Raw genomic sequence first — 17,721 nt, 5'->3', positions numbered from 1 at the left:
GGATTTTTAATAAAAGCATACATAGACATTATAATTATATTCTTAATCATACTTTATTCAAAACAAATCTGAAAGACAAATTTTTAAGGCGGACTTTTTGAAAGTCCGCCTTAAGCTTAGCTTATTTTTTAACACCACTTAACTGTTCATTCAATTCCTTTATATATCTTTCTAATGGTTCTCTTAAATCATCTCGTGTTAGCGCTATTTCTAAAGTAGTTTGTATAAAACCGAATTTTTCACCTACATCATAACGATTACCTTCAAATTCGTAAGCATATACAGGTTTCAATTTATTCAATTGTTCAATAGCATCAGTTAGCTGTATTTCTCCCCCAGCTCCAATGTTGTGCTCACTTAAATAGTCAAAAATCTCTGGTGTAAGAATGTAACGACCAACAATCCCCATATTAGAAGGCGCATTTTCAACAGGCTTTTCTACAAACTTTTTCACCTTGAACCTTCGTCCATCTTGCTCTAGTGGATCAATAATTCCATATCTATGCGTTTGATCATCGGGAACAAATTGCACACCAATGACAGATGATTGAACTTGTTCATATTCATCCATAAGCTGCCTCAAACAAGGTTTGTCATGTTGGACAATATCATCCCCCAAAAGTACAGCGAAAGGTTCATCCCCTATGAATTTCCTTGCACACCATATAGCATGACCTAACCCTTTCGGCTCTTTTTGTCGTATATAGTGTATATCAACATTAGCTGATTTCCTAACTTCTTCTAACATTTCGAATTTCTCTTTTTTTACCAAGCTTTCTTCTAGCTCAAACGCACTATCAAAATGGTCTTCAATTGCTCTTTTTCCTTTTCCGGTAACTATAATAATGTCTTCAATCCCAGATTTCACTGCTTCTTCTACAATGTATTCAATTGTGGGACGGTCTACAATAGGTAACATTTCCTTAGGCATAGCTTTAGTGGCTGGTAGGAATCTTGTGCCTAGACCAGCAGCCGGTATAATTGCCTTCTTAACTGATTTCATTTTTTTTCCTCCAAAGTACAATTTTCATCATAATAAATCATTATAAATAACTTTTTACAATTCTACAATGATTACCTTATGCATTCTTTTTTAGCCTTAACAAAGCTTCTTTTTTTAGCTTTTGTATTGTCATGTATGTTGCATAGGAAAAGAAGAAAATATAAGGTGTAAATAATATTCCCCACAACAGATGTTCCCTAAAATAATTCAATTCCCAATAATCTATTAATTGATTAGTTATATTAATAACCGCTGTGTGAACCACATATATTCCTACCGTTTGTTTACCTATATAATTAACCCAAGACCCCTTACCGATATCAGGCTTGTTTATTATAAACAAAAACAACACAATAACTATAGGTATAGTAGAAATAAAATAATTTCCCTCTTTACCATTCATCCAATAAATTGTAACCACTCTTTCCACTACTTGAATAAAAGATAGCCCAAAGAATGTAACTAGCCATACTGCAGGTTTTATCCTATAGCTGAAACCTATGGTATTTTTACTTTGAGCAAACATTGCACCTAAGGTTATATAAAACAACCCAAAGAATATACCATCCCTAGAATTAAAATATAAATTATAAATCCCTGAGTACGACTGATCAAGAAGCCCGATCAAATATAGGGTAAGACTGATAAAAAATAGAATATTGGTTTTTTGGAAATAGTAAAATATTGAAAAGATTACCATACCCCAAATTGCTGCTAAAAGATACCAAAGATGATATTGAGTGTGACCAGCACCATAGTAGAATACTTCAAGAGAATTATAGCTGGCTACATAATCCCATAATACACCAGTTTTGAAGCCTTCATTAATAATTTTCATTAATAAATCGTAAAATATAAAAAAAAGAAACCATGCTACATAGAGTTTAACTAGTTTGAAGATATAGCCAGTAAAATACTTACCTCCACGATTTTGAACTTGGTTAACGACTAAATATCCGGAAACCATAAAGAAAAATGGCACTCCAAAACGGGCAAAAGTATCAATAATTAGATCTATTTTTTTTCCTTCAACACCTAGTATATTTACATTTTCAAAAGCATTGGCATGGATATAAACAATGAAGATCATAGCAAAGAATTTTATAAAGTCAATGGTAGTATTCCTATTCATTGGAAAACCTCATTTAATTTTAGAATTCTCATATAATACGTTAGCCAGTAATAATTTATAGGGGTCAGTACTAACTAGTAGTTTTAGAAAAAGAGAAGGTACCTCTAAAAGTAATTTTGAGGTACCCTCTCTAATTCAAACTGATTTATAGAATTATTATTTAAACCTTGGAATATCTAACGTAATGCTATAAGACTCAAGCAAATTATAAAGCTCATATATTCTTCTAGTTTGCTTATAGGCCCACCCAATATCGGTTGCATATTGCCTTCCATACTTACCATTATTCTCAATAGCTTCGGGGTTAAAACGCATTTTATATAAAGTATCTAAACCAGCATTTACATAACCATCCCCGATAAACTGAGCTCCACCAATAATAGCAGCTTCAGGTGTAAACCAACCTGCATCATATGCATACTGGGAACCACACGCTAAGGCACAGTTATCATATGCACCTATTCCATACATGTTATAAACAACTTTTCTTCCTTCCTCACCATCAACAACTACTCCAGTAGAAAGTTCTGAATTCCCGTTTCCAGATTCTAGTAAGGCATGGGCTATTAGATAAATAATGTTAACCCCATGCTTTTTACCAGCTTCTTCAAAAGACTTTGCTTTTCCCTTTAAAATTCCTTTATTTTGTAGAATTTTTTCGTTTACTTCCTGGATGTTGATATCTCCACTGTCCGATAACTTTAAGAACTGTAGAGATTGTCTGAAATCACCTGTGAAATTATTAGGGTTAACATAATATGCAAGATCTTCTTTAGTAGGAACCACCCAAGAGTTCGTACTAGTAATATGGTGCCACATATAACCATCAGAACCTTTAACGCTCCCTCTAATTGGAAATACATCCCCACTGGTAACTTGAGCACCTGTTTGGAAACTAGTACCAGGCCCACGCCGGATATTCCAAGTTCCCCCATCTACAGTACCGAAACCTGCTGATGGAGTTCCCTCTAGTAAGCCATCTTCCCTTATATAAAGTTTATACCTTATATCTGTGGCAGGACTAGCAGTCATTTGTACATTAACCATACGATCTAGCGAAAGCTCATATGATGTATAAGTACTGTTAACCTCTTTTAATACAGATTGTTTATAGGATAACTCAATTGCTGCTCTCCTAGATCCTTCAAAGTATTTTACTGTAATAGTATGACTTCCTTTAGTAAGGTAATGGTTTTTGGCTTCTCTTAATTCATAATCGCTGCCTTTCCAAGAATCTATAATCCTCTCACCATCCACCTCTACTATCACGCCATCATCAGCCAAAACACTAAAGTCATAGGCAGTGTCTTCATTTACCACTAATTCTTTTCTAAAAATAACTGAGAACTCATCAGATGGTAACATTGAATGGGGACTATTATTTTCCCAATCAAATTCGATGTTATCAATTCCATCAACAATATATGCTACCCCGTTAGAAGATTGGGGTGAATTGCTATTGGGATCGATAACATTAGGATAATATTCTGCTGTCCAACTATCTTCATTGAGATATGCTCTTTCGTTATACTTAGTAAGTGAAAGTTTAATATTACTTTTCGCACTTTCATTAAAATAGCGAACCTCAATCCAATGTATATTTCCTTGATTTGGTGTGTCTTCAATATCGACTTTAACAGTACGATCTTGCTCATTATCCTGGTACCGTCTGTCTATTACTACTTCACCATCTATCAGTACTTGAACTCCGCCATAAAGATTTACGTTCAGATGATATGAACCCTCTTCGATACGTTTAGCCGTAGTATATCTAGTCGAAATGTTATTATTCGGTACTCGATCTAAGGTTTGATTATAGTTATCCGTAAACCCACCACTAGAATTAGGTGAAAACACGTCAGAGTTTACAGGATACCCATTTAAATCATTGTTACCATAATAATAAGCAACCCAATCACCTAACTCCACAACATCATTGTATAGGACAGCATTTGACGTTTGATCAAAGTAATCTAGCTGCACCCTATGGTTAGTGTTTGATAATCCTGTTACTAAGCCCCTATGGATATCTCCTGGTGAAGGGTGCCAGGCATCTATTACTCTATTATCATCTATTGACAGTCTTACACCATCATCCGCAAAAGTCTGAACAAAGTAATCTTTGTTTCCGTTTATATAACGATAGAAGCTCGCGGAAAAGTTATCTTCCGGAATACTATTCTTAGGTTTATCTTCCAACCAATATTTTGAAATTCTATCCAACTGTTTAACAGAGTTTGTTCCACCCTCCACAGCAGTTGCATTATTTAGGTTTTCATTCGGATAATAAAGACCTATCCATCCCTGTTCAGGAATCTCTTCTTTTACAGGTAATAATGAGAATTTAAATTTACTATGGTTATAGTCGTCGTAGTATTCTACCTTTATCTCATGGATATCTTTGCCACTATTACTATGATCTCTCACTTTAATAAGGTTAGTTGTTTGTTCCCCAAATGTGCTATTTTCCCATTGATCAAGAATTAATTTTCCGTCTAAATAGACCCTTATCCCGTCATCAGCTTGTGTTCTAACAATATAGTCCCCTGCTTGTAAACGTTTATATGTTGTATATGTTGCAGAGTGTTGATTTTTATTAACATTTTCTATAGGTGAACTTTGCCCATGATCAATATCAAGTGCTGTTTCTGACGCTAGTTTAGATGATTTAATTGTCTCATTAGCAACAGGCGTCCCGCTTAATGATTTATTATTGTAATAATGAACAATCCAATCTCCAAACGGAACCACATCTGACATCACCATTCCATTATCTGAGTTCTTTGAATAATCGATTTGTAATTGTACTGGGCTTTTCAAATTTGTAATATATCCCTTGGCCACCCCTTCATTATTACTAGACCAATTGTTAATTATTTCTTTCCCATTCACTTTTACTCTAACCTTATCTTTCGTGTACGTTTGCACGAAATAGTCATGATTAGATGGTAAAAGTTTATGATAGGAAGCCGAGAAATTATTAGTAGTTGATATTGAATTAAGTGATGCATTGCTATTCCAAGAAAAGTTAATATCTTTGATTGGACTATTAGCATCAATAACCCCTATACCTGTAGGTGAGGACTGATTAAAATATGCAGCTAAGTAACTATCAGTTGATAAAACTTCATGTATAGGTGAAATTTCAAAATCAAGCTTACTTTTTCCTGAGAACTCTTTATAATGGATCTTTATCTCATGAATATTTGAACCTTCATTATTCTGAATATCCAGTACATGTTGTAAATCCTCGTTGAAACGATTCTTTTGCCATTGGTTAATAACTAACTCACCATCAACATAAATACGGATTCCATCATCAACCTTTGTGTTTAACACATACCTGCCAGGATCTAACCTTTTGTATGTAGTAAAGTTGGCTGAGAAATCATCTTCATTAATACCTTTTAATGGTCTTCCATAACCATGGTCGAAAGATAAGCTATTATCTACTCCTGATAAGATTGCCTTTGCATCTGGAGCTCCCTTCGGTTCAACATTATTATAGTAATAACCTATCCAATCATTAAATGGAACTATGTCAGCTTTTAATTTTGCATGACGAGTATTATCCATGTAATTAACTTTTACCAGGGAATCTTTGTTTCTATTTGTGATAACACCATTATCAACTTCACCTGATGAATTAGACCATCTATCAATTACATAATTATCATTGACTGACACCTGAACTCTATCATCAGCATATGTTTGTACAAAATAGTCTTTTCCGGCACGAATTTTTTTGTAAAAAGAGGCTGAGAAATAGTCTGTTTTTATTCCTTCCATCGGTGAACCAAAGCCCCAAGTGAAATCTAAAGATTCGTAAGAGTTTGGTGAAATTTTTCCAACACCACTTAAGTTTCTATCATTATAATAAATTCCTGTCCAAGAATCATAGGAGAATGTCCGATTGAAAGGGGTTATTTTAAAATCTAGTCTACTCTTCCCCTCAAACTCCCTATATTCAATCCTTATTTTATGGAATTCTTTCTCTCTTCCTTTAAGATCAGATATTTCTACTACGTGATTTAACTCTTCCTGGTAACGACTTTTCCCCCATTGATTCACAACAAGATTGTCATCAACATAAATTCTTATCCCATCGTCGACTTTTGTGTTAAACAAGTATTTTCCCGCACTTAATTTTTTGTATGTTGTAAAACTTGCAGTAAATTCGTTTTTCGAAACTTTCTCAGATGGAGAATTATAACCATGGTCAAAGCTTAAAGAATTTGATATTCCATCTAACTGTTCCTTATAAACAGGTGTACCATCTAAATTATTATTATTATAATAATATGACATCCAATCCCCGACAGGTAATACATCAGCTAATAGAGTGGCTTCTCTAGTATTGTCCATATAGTCTACTTGAACAATATTACTAGGCTCTAAACCAGTAATTAGTCCAGCATCTTCCTCCCCTGCAGAATTGGACCACCGATTTAAAACAAAATCTCCATTTACGGACACTCTCACACGGTCATCCGCGAATGTTTTAACAAAGTAGTTTTGATTAGGGTCAAGTCTTTTAAAGAAAGAACTTGAAAAATAGTCTGAACGAATGCCGTTATACGGGCTACCAAAACCCCATTTAAAATTAATTTCTTTATGAGATTTATTCGTTTCTACAATTCCATTCCCCATAGGTGATGTAGAGTTATAATGACTTGCTAACCACTTTTCACTAGATAACGCCTCACTCAAAGGGGTCAGCTTAAAATCTAATTTACTCTTGCCACCATTCTCAAAGTATTCGATTTTTATCCAATGAACATCTTTTTCTCCTGAGGATTTGTCTTCTACATTTATTATGTTGGATTTTTCTTTAGAATCACTAGGTTGCCAGTAATCCAGTGCCTTTTTTCCATCTATGTAGACTCGTATGCCATCATCAGGAATCGTTTTCAGCACGTATTTCCCTGCTGGAATTCTCATAGCTGTATAAAACTCTGCGGAAAAATCGCCTTTGCCTATCCCCTTCACATTAGGTGAGTTATAACCATGATCAAACTGAAGGGATCGGACGCTTTTTGGATAAAAAACTTTTGTTCCCATTGGATTACCTTCTAGGGATTTATTATCATAGTAATAACCAATCCAATCCCCAAACTTTAATACATCTGCAAACTGAGTAGCCCCATGTCTTCTATCAAAGTAATCTACAGTGACTTCATGGGTGCCTGTTTGTAAATTAGGAAGAAATGCTTGATTAAATTCCCCTGCAGAAGAACTCCAGCGATCAATAACTGTCTTTCCATCAACCTTCACTCGAATACCATCATCAGCAAAAGTCTTAACAAAATAGTCTTGCTTTTGACTCAATGTTAATTTTTTACTGAATCTCGAAGAAAAGTAGTCTGAGTGTACCCCTTTTTTAGGTGAAGAATTCCCCCAATTAAAAGACAAGCTTTCGTAGCTCGCCGGAATTGAAGTTCCAGATAAAGTTTGGTTGTTGTAAAATGCCCCCGACCAATTACTCTCTGCTGCTTTAGCTACTTCTTTTCCTAATAAGGGAGTTAAGATGATAATAAGAGCCAAAAACAAAGACAACCTCATATTCAATTTTAACTTTAAAACTATCATTAGCACCTCCATTTTTGATTTATTGAAACATCGATAATTATACAAGAAACTCGTTAAAAATATAAGACTATTTTCGACTATATTTTAAATCTATTTCAAAAAATCGACAATTAACGATGTTTAGAGATTGGTACTTTCAGGTGGTAACTTGTATCTCATTACTGAAACTGTTAAACTGTTACCTAGTACGTCTTATATTATATCGGTCGAATTTAAGAGAAATTCAAGTAAAATTTAAATAAATTGATAAGTTCATGTTAACAGCGTGTAAAAATAGGTTATTATAATAGTAAATTGCCAGCATATGTTGATTAAGGCAACAGTGCTTATGACTTTTAGGAGGAATACAATAATGAAGAAAGTAATCACTTATGGAACATTCGATTTGTTGCATTGGGGACATATAAATCTACTGAAGCGCGCCTCTGATCTTGGAGACTACTTGATTGTAGCCATTTCTTCTGACGAATTTAACGCCATTAAAAATAAAGAAGCTTATCACAGCTTTGAGAACCGTAAAATGATTTTAGAGGCTATTCGTTATGTTGACGAGGTTATTCCAGAGGATAACTGGGAGCAAAAAGTTAATGACGTTCAAGACCATGACATTGATGTATTTGTTATGGGGATGACTGGAAAGGGAAGTTTGATCACTTGAAAGAACACTGTGAAGTTGTTTATCTTCCACGTACTGTAGGCATTTCAACGTCTAAAATTAAGAACGACATATTAGATGTGAACAATGGCTAGAGAACTTTTAGTAAGCATTTATTTGCTTACTGTAAGAATTTTATTTAACGTTTTTAAACTGAGTCCCCAATGGAGGAAAACGGTGTTTGTTTCTTCTTTTGGGGATAATATTTTGTACACCGTTGAAGCCTTGAAAAAACAGTACAGTGGAAGCATAGTGATCTTAAAGGATAGTAACTGTAGATACACTTATGAGGAAGACCATCAAACCTCGGTCCTTCCTTTTGATTTAAAAAGTCCTTATGCTTTTATTCTCTCTATCTACCATTTAGCTACATGTGAAAAAGTCTTCGTTGACAATTATTTTGGTTTTTTAGCTGCTGTTGATTTTCGTGACAATGTGGAGTGTATTCAACTTTGGCATGCTTCTGGTGCAGTAAAAAGGTTTGGACTTAAAGATCCATCCATTGAAACGAGGAAAAATAGAGCAAATGAACGTTTCCGTAATGTATATCACAAATTTGACCATGTGGTGGTTGGTTCAGATAAAATGGCCGATATTTTTAAAGAGAGCTTTGGTTTATCCGATGCTCAAATTTTAAGAACAGGTGTACCTCGAACCGATTACTTTTTCGAATATCGGGATTCTGCAAATATTAGAGAAAAAATGGAGAATAAGCATCCTAGAATTAAAGGGAAAAAGGTTATATTATACGCACCTACCTTTCGAGACAACAAATTAACTGATGCTGATGTTCAACTAAACTTAAAATTGATGTATGAGGCCTTGCAAGATGATTATGTTCTTCTGATGCGTCTTCACCCGGCGGTAAAGACAAGGTTTATGAATTCGTATCCTAATTTTATTATTGACGTTTCTGTAGGCGAGCAAATAAACGAGTTGTTGATGATCACAGATTTATTGATAACTGACTATTCATCCATTCCTTATGAGTTCTCCCTGTTGAATAAACCGATGATTTTCTACTCTTATGATCTTGAAGATTACTCAAGAGCAAGAGGGTTCTGGGAAGACTATCATTCTATGGTTCCTGGCCCTGTTGCCTATACAAGTGAAGAAATCATTGAAATTATTCTCAATGAGCCTTACAACATGGGTGTTGTAAGTAGTTTTGCAAGAGATTGGAACGAATATTCAAAAGGCGAGTCAAGTTTACAATTGATACAAGCTATTTATGGGGAAGCAACAGAAAAAGAAGAAGTTCTCGCAGAACAGCGATAGCCAATGAAATATTAATTTCATTGGCTATCTTTTTTTTGTTTACTTTTTTTGTTTTTCTTCTGTTTAATTATCATATCAATCACTGGGCGTTTTCCTTTTGACACAACCCCCGTCATTTCTGCGAACAGGTGAAGTAATAATAAAATCAGGAAGGTTATCCCTAGTGATATAGCAAACGAAGTTAAAGAAAACAGTATGGCCAGGAATCCAAATAAGGCACTAAACCCATATATTATCAATACGGTCGCTCTATGGCTAAAACCAGCAGCTAAAATTTGATAGTGAATATGTTTGTTGTCCGGCATCATGATTTTTTGTTTATTAATGACCCTTCTTAATATAGAAAACAATGTATCAAATAAGGGAATAGCCAGTACAATAATCGGGATGATAAAGCTGAATAACGTTACATTTTTAAATAAGCCGACCATTGAGATCACGGCCATGGAGTAACCGAGAAATAAGGATCCTGTGTCCCCCATATAAATCTTGGCGGGGTAAAAGTTGTGCACTAAGAACCCTAAGTTACTCCCAATCAAGACAATACATAAATAGACAATACTTAATTGTGGCTCAATCGCTAAGGCCATCACTGCTACACTAATGAGTGAAATTGTTGTCACACCCGTAGCTAATCCGTCAAGTCCATCAATTAAATTGATTGCGTTTGTAATCCCGATCACCCAGAAAAAAGTCAGTGGAATGCTGAGTGCATCATTAATCGGAATCATGCCTAGAAAAGGAATGGTTAAAATATCAATTTGCAGCCCGGAGAATATGATTACGGATGCCGCTGCTACTTGTCCCGCTAACTTTATAAGCGGGCGTATTTGATAGCGGTCATCAAGAAGTCCCGTAATCACAATAATGGTAGCTCCAATACAAATCGAAGGCCAATATTCTATATCTGGTCTAATGTAAAGCATCCCCGCTACTACCCCACCAAAGATGGCCAGTCCCCCATTCTAGGTGTAATCACTTTATGAATTTTTCTATATTCCGGATGGTCCATCATTCGCCATTTAACAGCTAGCTTAATAACTGGAAAAACAAGCAGGTAACTAACTAGCATGGATATACATAACGCAACAATTATATGGATGTATTGATTCATAAATATCCTCACTTAATGACAGGGGTTCCCCTAATTTTAGATGCGAACCTCATTATATCATAGGACTTAGCTGTTTTTGTCACTTTGTGTCAAATTTAACATAACGTAAAACAGTATTAACATTTAGAGCCCCGGAGTATCTCCGGGGCTCTGTGCTACACGTGCTTTTTAATTTGTTCGTTAACAGATCGTTTGACTGCTTCTAGTAGATTGTGACTTTGCTCGCCGGAACCTGTCTTTACACCATAATAAAACTTAATCTTCGGCTCAGTCCCAGACGGACGCAGACAGAACCAGCAATCATCCTCTAAAATAAATTTCAACACATTGGCTTTCGGCAGCTGAATCGTTTCGACCTCACCACCCGCATTTTTTCTTTCAGATGTAGTGTAGTCCTCAACGGCCTCAACCTTAAGCCCGCCCGCTTCCTTCAAAGGGTGCTCACGGAAGTCATCCATAATGGACTGGATTTGTTCTGAGCCTGATTTCCCTTCCATTTTTAAGGATTGCAGATCTTCAAGGAAATATCCATGTTTTTTATACAGTTCGTCTAGAGCTTGAAGCAACGTCTTACCTTTAGATTTCCAATAAGCCGCAACTTCTGCTGAAAGAACAGCTGCTTGCACGGCGTCTTTATCACGAGCGAAATCCTTCACTAAATAGCCGTAGCTTTCTTCATAGCCAAACAGGAAGCTATGTTGGCCTGATTCTTCGTATTCTTTAATTTTTTCACCAATAAATTTAAATCCTGTTAATGTATCCAGTGTACTTACACCGTAATGATTAGCGATCACGCGACCGAATTCAGAAGTTACGATCGTTTTAATCATGATTCCATTCTTTGGCAAGCTTTGGCTTTGTGATAGCAAATAATCAAGCATAAGTGCACCTGTTTGGTTCCCTGTTAATACTTGATACTCCCCACTATCATCTGGAACGGCTACACCAAGACGATCGGCATCTGGGTCGGTTGCGATCAGTACATCTGCATGTAGTTCTTTCCCTTTTTCAATCGCCATTTCAAATGCTTGGTGCTCCTCTGGATTCGGTGAGGCTACTGTTGAAAATTCAGGATCCGGCTCTGCTTGCTCGGCAACGGTATGAACTTCGGTCAAACCGATTTGCTTAAGCCCCTTCTCAACAAGCATTTTAGCAGTTCCGTGCAAAGGGGTGAAAACAACGCTAAAATCACCAGCAGACTCTGTCACATTTGAATTCACACTAACGGTTTTCAGATGGTCTAAATAGGCTTGATCGACTTCCTCATCCATCCATTTTAGTAAACCAGCTTCTTCAAGATCAGTTTGCTCAGCGACCTTGACAGTTAATTCATTTTCTACTTGGTTAACAAAGTTGATGACAGCTCCTGCTTCTTCAGGAGGCATTTGCCCCCCATCTTCATTGTACACTTTAAAGCCGTTATATTCAGGCGGGTTATGACTAGCTGTAATCACCACTCCACCTGACGCTCCTAAATAGCGAACAGCAAATGACAGTTCAGGAGTCGGTCTGAGCGAGGAAAAAACATATGATTGGATATTATGGTTGCCAAGTACTCGTGCAGTTTCAACCGCAAACTCCTTTGACATGTACCTTGAGTCATAAGCAATAGCTACACCTTTTTCATGGCCGTTTTGTTCTGCTACATAGTTGGCCAACCCTTCAGCAGCACGACGGATCGTGTAGATATTCATGCGGTTTGTACCTGGTCCGAGCTTGCCACGCATACCACCCGTCCCAAATTCAAGATTTTTATAATAGGCATCTTCGAGTGACTGTTCATCGTCTTGCAGCTGATCCAGCTGAGTACGAAGCTTATCATCAAGGGATGCGAAAGTTTGCCAGCGTTTATATTCCTGAGTCCAATTCATCTCATCATTCCTTTGCAGTTTTATACGTATTGAGTGTCAATTATATCATAATTAATATGTAGTTTTAGACATAATAAAGGGGCAGGAATACCTGCCCTATGTATATTAATTCTGTAGTTGTTGAATCAAACTATTTATTATTTCTTCGGAAGAAACAAGTTCAGATTTTTCGGTCTGATGAATAATCGACTGAAGGATATCTTTCAAGTCTTCTGCTTTCATAGCACCCACCTTTTCTATTAGTTCCATTAATATGTTCTATTCCTTAATTTTTCGCTAGTAAACTTCCATTTCTGTCGGTAATCAACAAAAATCTTATCATCTTGCATTACTGCGCCGTCGAATAAAATAGACAATGCTGATCAGTAGAAGGGCCATCAGACCACCTACAGCATCTAATATCACGTCACCTATGTAAGGCGTACGGTTTGGTGTAATTCCTTGGTGAAGTTCATCAGTTATTGCATACAGCACTGTTGCAACCCAAGAAATAATTATAGTTGATTGGTAGTTTCTATTCGTAGTCTTGCGAAGTGCATAGAAGATAAGAACGGTTAACAAGAGGAAAACCGTTACATGTGCACCTTTTCTAATAAAGAATTCTATGAAACCTGCTATACCTAAACTTGCCACGCTTACCTCACTATGATGATAAGTAAAAGAAATTCCATCAAACAGAGGGACAAATCCTGATAGATCAAACCAGTCACTGAGAACCGGCTTTACATCTTGTTCTTGATAAGGTGTAGATGATGAATAAAAAATAATCCCCATCCAAACGATGGCAGGGATCCAATATCTGAACTTTTTCATAATTTTCCTCACATTTTGTAAAACTAGTTTATATTTTATCATATTCCCCCATAGTTTGTGAGTTTTTTACAAAAAAATAATAGACTTAATATTGAAACCTTTGGCACATGATTATTCATAACCTGAAATAGATTCCCATAGTGATCTTAACTGCCCCCTACTGCAACAGGATTTCTGAATCATGGACGAAGTATGTAATGAAGAATTTAGTTTGCAGTAAAAAAGCAGGCCTACAAGCAAGCCCGCGTTACTCATTAAAACCCAGCCGATTCCATAGAAACGGCAGTTTATTATTCACCGCAATGCTTCGTTCATTCATCTTCATTCCATAGCCTTCGAAATCAAATCGATGGATGTGTTTCTGAAGGCTCTCTTCCCCAAAACTTTTATACGTATAAAAGATAACGACAGGATGGTGAAGTGAATCATAGAAGAAGATAGGATCTAAGCTTCGAATAATTGTTATAAACGGCCATAAACCCATTTGTGTGACCTGCTCGATATAACGATCGTCGAGAATTCTTTGAGGACCCCACTGGGGATTTTTATTATAGCTATATTGGTGTAATTCATGATAGCAGACTGCTGCTTGTAAATAGGACAGTGGAGACTCATCCCCTCTTATGGCTCTCATGGGTCGTGCCGCTCTTTTCCCGTTTGGTTGATAGAGAATAATTGCCCCGATTGACTCCAAATATGATTGTTTGACTTAACCATGATTTGTGAAAATTGTTCCACCACTGGTGTTAAGTCACAAATCACGTTTTCTACTGTTAGGAAGGGTGGCACTGCCATTCCCGATCTGTTCGGATAAGCCGCTTGCCTTGTGAATTTATACTTCTCCCTCATTTCCTCCACCTCTTTTCGTACAGCCCATCCTGCAAGACTTTTTTTAAGTGCAACCAGAAGTGGCCCATAAATTTAAGCCCGTTCTCCCAATATGAAATGTTTAACCTCTTCGATGCTGAGTCCAAGGTGTTTGGCTTCTTCCATCAGCTTAATCCATTCATGATCAAGCTGTTCATGTACTTTAGTTTCGGCCATATTTAATACCTTCTCTCATTTATTATGTGTCTGACTTAAGGATAATAATAAGTCCTCAAGTGGGACATTGAGTGTAGTTGCAAGCTTTTTCATTACGATAAGTGAGGGGTTCTTCTGAATGCCCCGCTCGATATTGCTAATATAGGACTTCGATACGTCTGACATTGAGGCAAACTGATTAATCGAATACCCTTGCTCAAGACGTAAAAACCGTATGCGTTCTCCAATGGTTGTCACTTGTTTATAGCCCCCCGCTTCCTCCCCGAAATATCTCGTTTTTCGTTTACAGACAGACACTTTTCTTCTTTCTCGTTCAGTTGTAATGGACGTTTAATTCTATTACTGAATGAATTTATCTCTTTGAGTTACTCAAAGTAACCATTCCCATCAATGCCAGTTTAGGTGATCATCTTCGTAATAAGGAAGTTTTGTTCTTTATAAAGAATGATTAATTTGAGTATAGCTGGTTACAATGGAAATGAAAAACATCAAAATCGACTTATTTTCTTTAAAAAGAACATTATTGTACGTCTTTCTTTAAATATCTAATGATTTCTTAAATTTACATTCTCTTTAATGAACAAACCACCCGTAGATAAACTAGCAAAACCTGCCACCTCAGGTCATCCATAATATGGATGACCTGAGGTGGCAGGTTTTTACATTGATTACGGGGCTATTCGAATTTTTGGAGTTTGTTTCGGAAATCTTTTGGGCTGATTCCTTCTTGTTTTTTAAATACTCTTGTAAAGTAACTTTGACTGTTATAACCGAGTAGAATGCTGATTTCCATTAACGAGTAATGAGTCATCGTTAACAGTTCTTTGGCTTCTTTTATACGTTGCTGATTAATAAATTGAGTGATCGACGATTTCATTTCCTTTGCAAAAACTCCCGATAGATAATTCGGATGAACATTCAATTCTTGTGCGATTTCTCTTAAAGTTATAGGCTCTGTTAAGTTCTGAAATATATAACGTTTGGCACGATCCACTAGTGGTGAGATTGAACTCGTCTGGCTTCGTTTTTGCAAACGGCTGAGAAAGGATTGGACAATATTCATTTCAAGGTCTGATAGTGATTCTGTAGATGTTTGAGTTTCTAAAAAGTTTATATAGAAGTCACTTAATGAATATACTTCGTCTTTTAACACACCTTCGTCTATTGTCATTCTTGTTAACTCGGAAATAAGAGTGATTAAATGGTTTTTTTCTGATCGAAGAGCATCCCCGTTGCCTAATGACAAGGCCGGATTAGCTTTAAAAGCCCTATATTCTTTTAAAGCTCGTATGTCTCCTTGTCTGAATAAATTTAAAAATTGATTACTTAGCTCTAGGGGATGACGGGTTTTTTCCGGCTTTTGGTAGTGACTTTTAAATTCCTCATAATCAGGAACTTCATTTGTTGGGATGTTCGAATTGACAGCATTAGATTCTTTTTCATCTGGAAGAATCGTAGTTAAAATACGTTCAATAGAAGAAAGTTGCTTCAAACTGACGACAGGTAAACGGCTGAAATATTGAACCATCTCCTCTTCCCAGGAGAAATCCATTTCATTTAAGACGAGCAGTTTTTTTACTCTTTGCTGTCCCATGCTTTCCGTCAAAAAAGGCCCAATCCCAACGTATGTAAAATTTCCTTCACGATCCCTTATAGGATAGAAGAAAAAATTTTGATAATAAATATTGGAGTAAAAATGTAACTTAAATGGTGAGCTTTTACTATCTCGCAGACATTTATAAAATCTCTCTCTAAATACTTCCGGGGGGCGGTTAAATCGATCAGGGAAGTGCCGAATCATTTTTTCGCTATGATTAAACACTACTATTGGCGTATTCAATGCATAAGAGCAATCATACAGCAAATGGAATAATTCATGTTCATTCTTTTTCACATTCAATCACTCCCAATCGTCTAAACTCCTTTTATTATACACAAGTAAAAAGCATCGGCTGCATGAAATTCATGCAGCCGATGCTATGCTGGCTTACTTTTCTTTTTCTGCTTGTTGAATAAATGCTTCAACTTGTTCTTTACTCAGCCCCATTGCCTTTGCCTCTTCCATCAATGAAACCCATTCCGCATCTAGCGTTCTAGTTTCAGGCAACGTACCCATCATCGGTGAACCTCCCCTAAATTTTTGCGGACAGTTATGTTTTTTATGTATTTTTCTATAACTTGTCCGCACTCCCATATCCTGTAAGACTATATTTATTATAGCTTTTTTGACTACATATGTTTTGTACATTGCTCATAAAATTTTCAATTTCCTAATATTATTTTAATCTTCAGAAATAAAAACATTGTAAAATATCCTCGAATATCAATGAATAGTGAACATCCCCATAATTCTTACACCAATCGTCATTTTTCAATAGAAAAAAGCGCTATACTGGATAGCGCTTTTTAACTACTGGAAACTAGCTGTACTCCTCATGTAATGTCTCTGTCAGAATCGTAAAAGCCTCTTGATCACGAGTATCCAATGACTGATCAATTAAACGCTGCAGGTTACTTTTCTCAAGTTCCTCGATAATGACTGAGATATCTTGGTTTTCCTCAATAATATCCTCCACATCCTCTTGATAGTATGGTGAAGTGATCGAGTGCAGATGGGTCAGAAAATCTGGAAGCTCTAATAAATCCGCCACGGATACATAGACAATACGTTTCCCACGCTGAAATACAAAAATATCAAATACATTATGAACGCGCTTACGTTTTCGGTCAATAATAATCTCTCGCGACTCTTTAGGAATAAATTGATACAATTCCTCATCAATAAACAGGGAAAAATACTGGTAGGCTAAAACAATTCGAATAAACCGCTTATCTTCTTTTACATAATATGGCTTTAACATTTTAACGTTTAGCATATCACCCACCCCTTTGAATCAGAATATTCAGTATTTTACTCTATTATCGCTGATTTGTTAAGAAAATGAAAGGATTTAATGAAAACGCCTTCAATTTTGCTGCAAAAAATGACCTATACGTGTTTGTTCCTCATTTTCTGGCATGTAAAACAAAAATTTTCCTAAAGTGTCTGTTCAAAAAGTTGATGAATGAGAAACAAGAAGTTCGAGGCGCGAAAGTTTTGAGGACCGCAAGCCGTATGCCTTCCATACGTGAGGACCAGAAAAACCAAGCAACGAAGAAATTCGCCGTTTATCATTCGATGACTTTTTGAACATCCTCTTAAATTGAACTGTTGTATATCTT

The 17,721-nt window shown here is 36.2% G+C and carries 15 protein-coding genes and 1 pseudogene; 2 read left to right on the top strand and 14 right to left on the bottom strand.

The annotated features are described in order from the left end of the window. Positions 1-121: 121 nt before the first annotated feature. The 3 genes from galU to MUO15_RS19025 all read right to left on the bottom strand — a co-directional run bounded on the left by galU (position 122) and on the right by MUO15_RS19025 (position 7,724). Positions 122-1,003 (bottom strand): UTP--glucose-1-phosphate uridylyltransferase GalU, encoded by an 882-nt coding sequence (galU, locus tag MUO15_RS19035; RefSeq protein WP_245031807.1) that lies wholly within the window; start codon positions 1,001-1,003, stop codon positions 122-124. Positions 1,004-1,079: 76 nt separating this feature from the next. Continuing rightward, entirely contained in the window at positions 1,080-2,135 is a 1,056-nt protein-coding gene (locus tag MUO15_RS19030; RefSeq protein WP_245031805.1) for an acyltransferase, read from the bottom strand. A gap of 156 nt (positions 2,136-2,291) precedes the next feature. Further along, positions 2,292-7,724: a PA14 domain-containing protein gene (locus MUO15_RS19025; protein WP_245031803.1), complete on the bottom strand. Its 5,433-nt coding sequence runs from the start codon at positions 7,722-7,724 to the stop codon at positions 2,292-2,294. Between the two features lie 352 nt (positions 7,725-8,076). Here MUO15_RS19025 and tagD point away from each other — a divergent pair. Both tagD and MUO15_RS19015 read left to right on the top strand, forming a co-directional pair. Further along, a pseudogene (tagD, locus tag MUO15_RS19020) lies at positions 8,077-8,474 on the top strand (glycerol-3-phosphate cytidylyltransferase). Positions 8,475-8,556: 82 nt separating this feature from the next. Further along, entirely contained in the window at positions 8,557-9,657 is a 1,101-nt protein-coding gene (locus MUO15_RS19015) for a CDP-glycerol glycerophosphotransferase family protein (RefSeq protein WP_245031801.1), read from the top strand. A 17-nt stretch (positions 9,658-9,674) separates the two neighbouring features. On the opposite strand, the gene MUO15_RS19010 is transcribed toward MUO15_RS19015, so the two are convergent. From MUO15_RS19010 to MUO15_RS18965, 11 genes are all read right to left on the bottom strand, one after another. After that, entirely contained in the window at positions 9,675-10,583 is a 909-nt protein-coding gene (locus tag MUO15_RS19010; RefSeq protein WP_318036175.1) for an MraY family glycosyltransferase, read from the bottom strand. 8 nt (positions 10,584-10,591) lie between these two features. Then, a complete protein-coding gene (locus tag MUO15_RS22015; protein WP_318036174.1) occupies positions 10,592-10,771 on the bottom strand; it encodes a hypothetical protein in 180 nt (59 codons plus the stop codon). Between the two features lie 155 nt (positions 10,772-10,926). After that, positions 10,927-12,642, bottom strand: coding sequence for a phospho-sugar mutase (locus MUO15_RS19005; RefSeq protein ID WP_245031799.1), 1,716 nt, complete (start codon positions 12,640-12,642; stop codon positions 10,927-10,929). Between the two features lie 318 nt (positions 12,643-12,960). After that, positions 12,961-13,455, bottom strand: coding sequence for a VanZ family protein (locus MUO15_RS19000; RefSeq protein ID WP_245031797.1), 495 nt, complete (start codon positions 13,453-13,455; stop codon positions 12,961-12,963). A 247-nt stretch (positions 13,456-13,702) separates the two neighbouring features. Continuing rightward, complete coding sequence (locus tag MUO15_RS18995) at positions 13,703-14,089, bottom strand: hypothetical protein (RefSeq protein ID WP_245031795.1); 387 nt, start codon at positions 14,087-14,089, stop codon at positions 13,703-13,705. After that, a complete protein-coding gene (locus MUO15_RS18990) occupies positions 14,086-14,304 on the bottom strand; it encodes a hypothetical protein (protein ID WP_245031793.1) in 219 nt (72 codons plus the stop codon). The genes MUO15_RS18995 and MUO15_RS18990 overlap by 4 nt, the downstream gene beginning before the upstream one ends. Positions 14,305-14,376: 72 nt before the next feature. Then, positions 14,377-14,499, bottom strand: a complete 123-nt coding sequence (sinI, locus tag MUO15_RS18985) for a DNA-binding anti-repressor SinI (protein ID WP_245031791.1) — start codon at positions 14,497-14,499, stop codon at positions 14,377-14,379. A 15-nt stretch (positions 14,500-14,514) separates the two neighbouring features. After that, positions 14,515-14,736 carry a helix-turn-helix domain-containing protein gene (locus MUO15_RS18980; RefSeq protein WP_245031789.1) on the bottom strand — a complete coding sequence of 74 codons (222 nt, stop codon included), beginning with the start codon at positions 14,734-14,736 and terminating at the stop codon, positions 14,515-14,517. A gap of 439 nt (positions 14,737-15,175) precedes the next feature. Further along, on the bottom strand, positions 15,176-16,393 hold the full coding sequence (locus MUO15_RS18975) for a helix-turn-helix domain-containing protein (protein WP_245031787.1): 1,218 nt from the start codon (positions 16,391-16,393) through the stop codon (positions 15,176-15,178). A 93-nt stretch (positions 16,394-16,486) separates the two neighbouring features. Further along, positions 16,487-16,618: an anti-repressor SinI family protein gene (locus tag MUO15_RS18970; RefSeq protein ID WP_245031785.1), complete on the bottom strand. Its 132-nt coding sequence runs from the start codon at positions 16,616-16,618 to the stop codon at positions 16,487-16,489. Between the two features lie 301 nt (positions 16,619-16,919). Next, positions 16,920-17,375: an IDEAL domain-containing protein gene (locus MUO15_RS18965; RefSeq protein WP_245031783.1), complete on the bottom strand. Its 456-nt coding sequence runs from the start codon at positions 17,373-17,375 to the stop codon at positions 16,920-16,922. Between the last annotated feature and the right edge of the window lie 346 nt (positions 17,376-17,721).

This window comes from Halobacillus amylolyticus (genome assembly GCF_022921115.1).
Lineage (GTDB): Bacteria > Bacillota > Bacilli > Bacillales > Halobacillaceae > Halobacillus_A > Halobacillus_A amylolyticus.
This window is presented reverse-complemented; position numbering and strand designations above follow the sequence as displayed.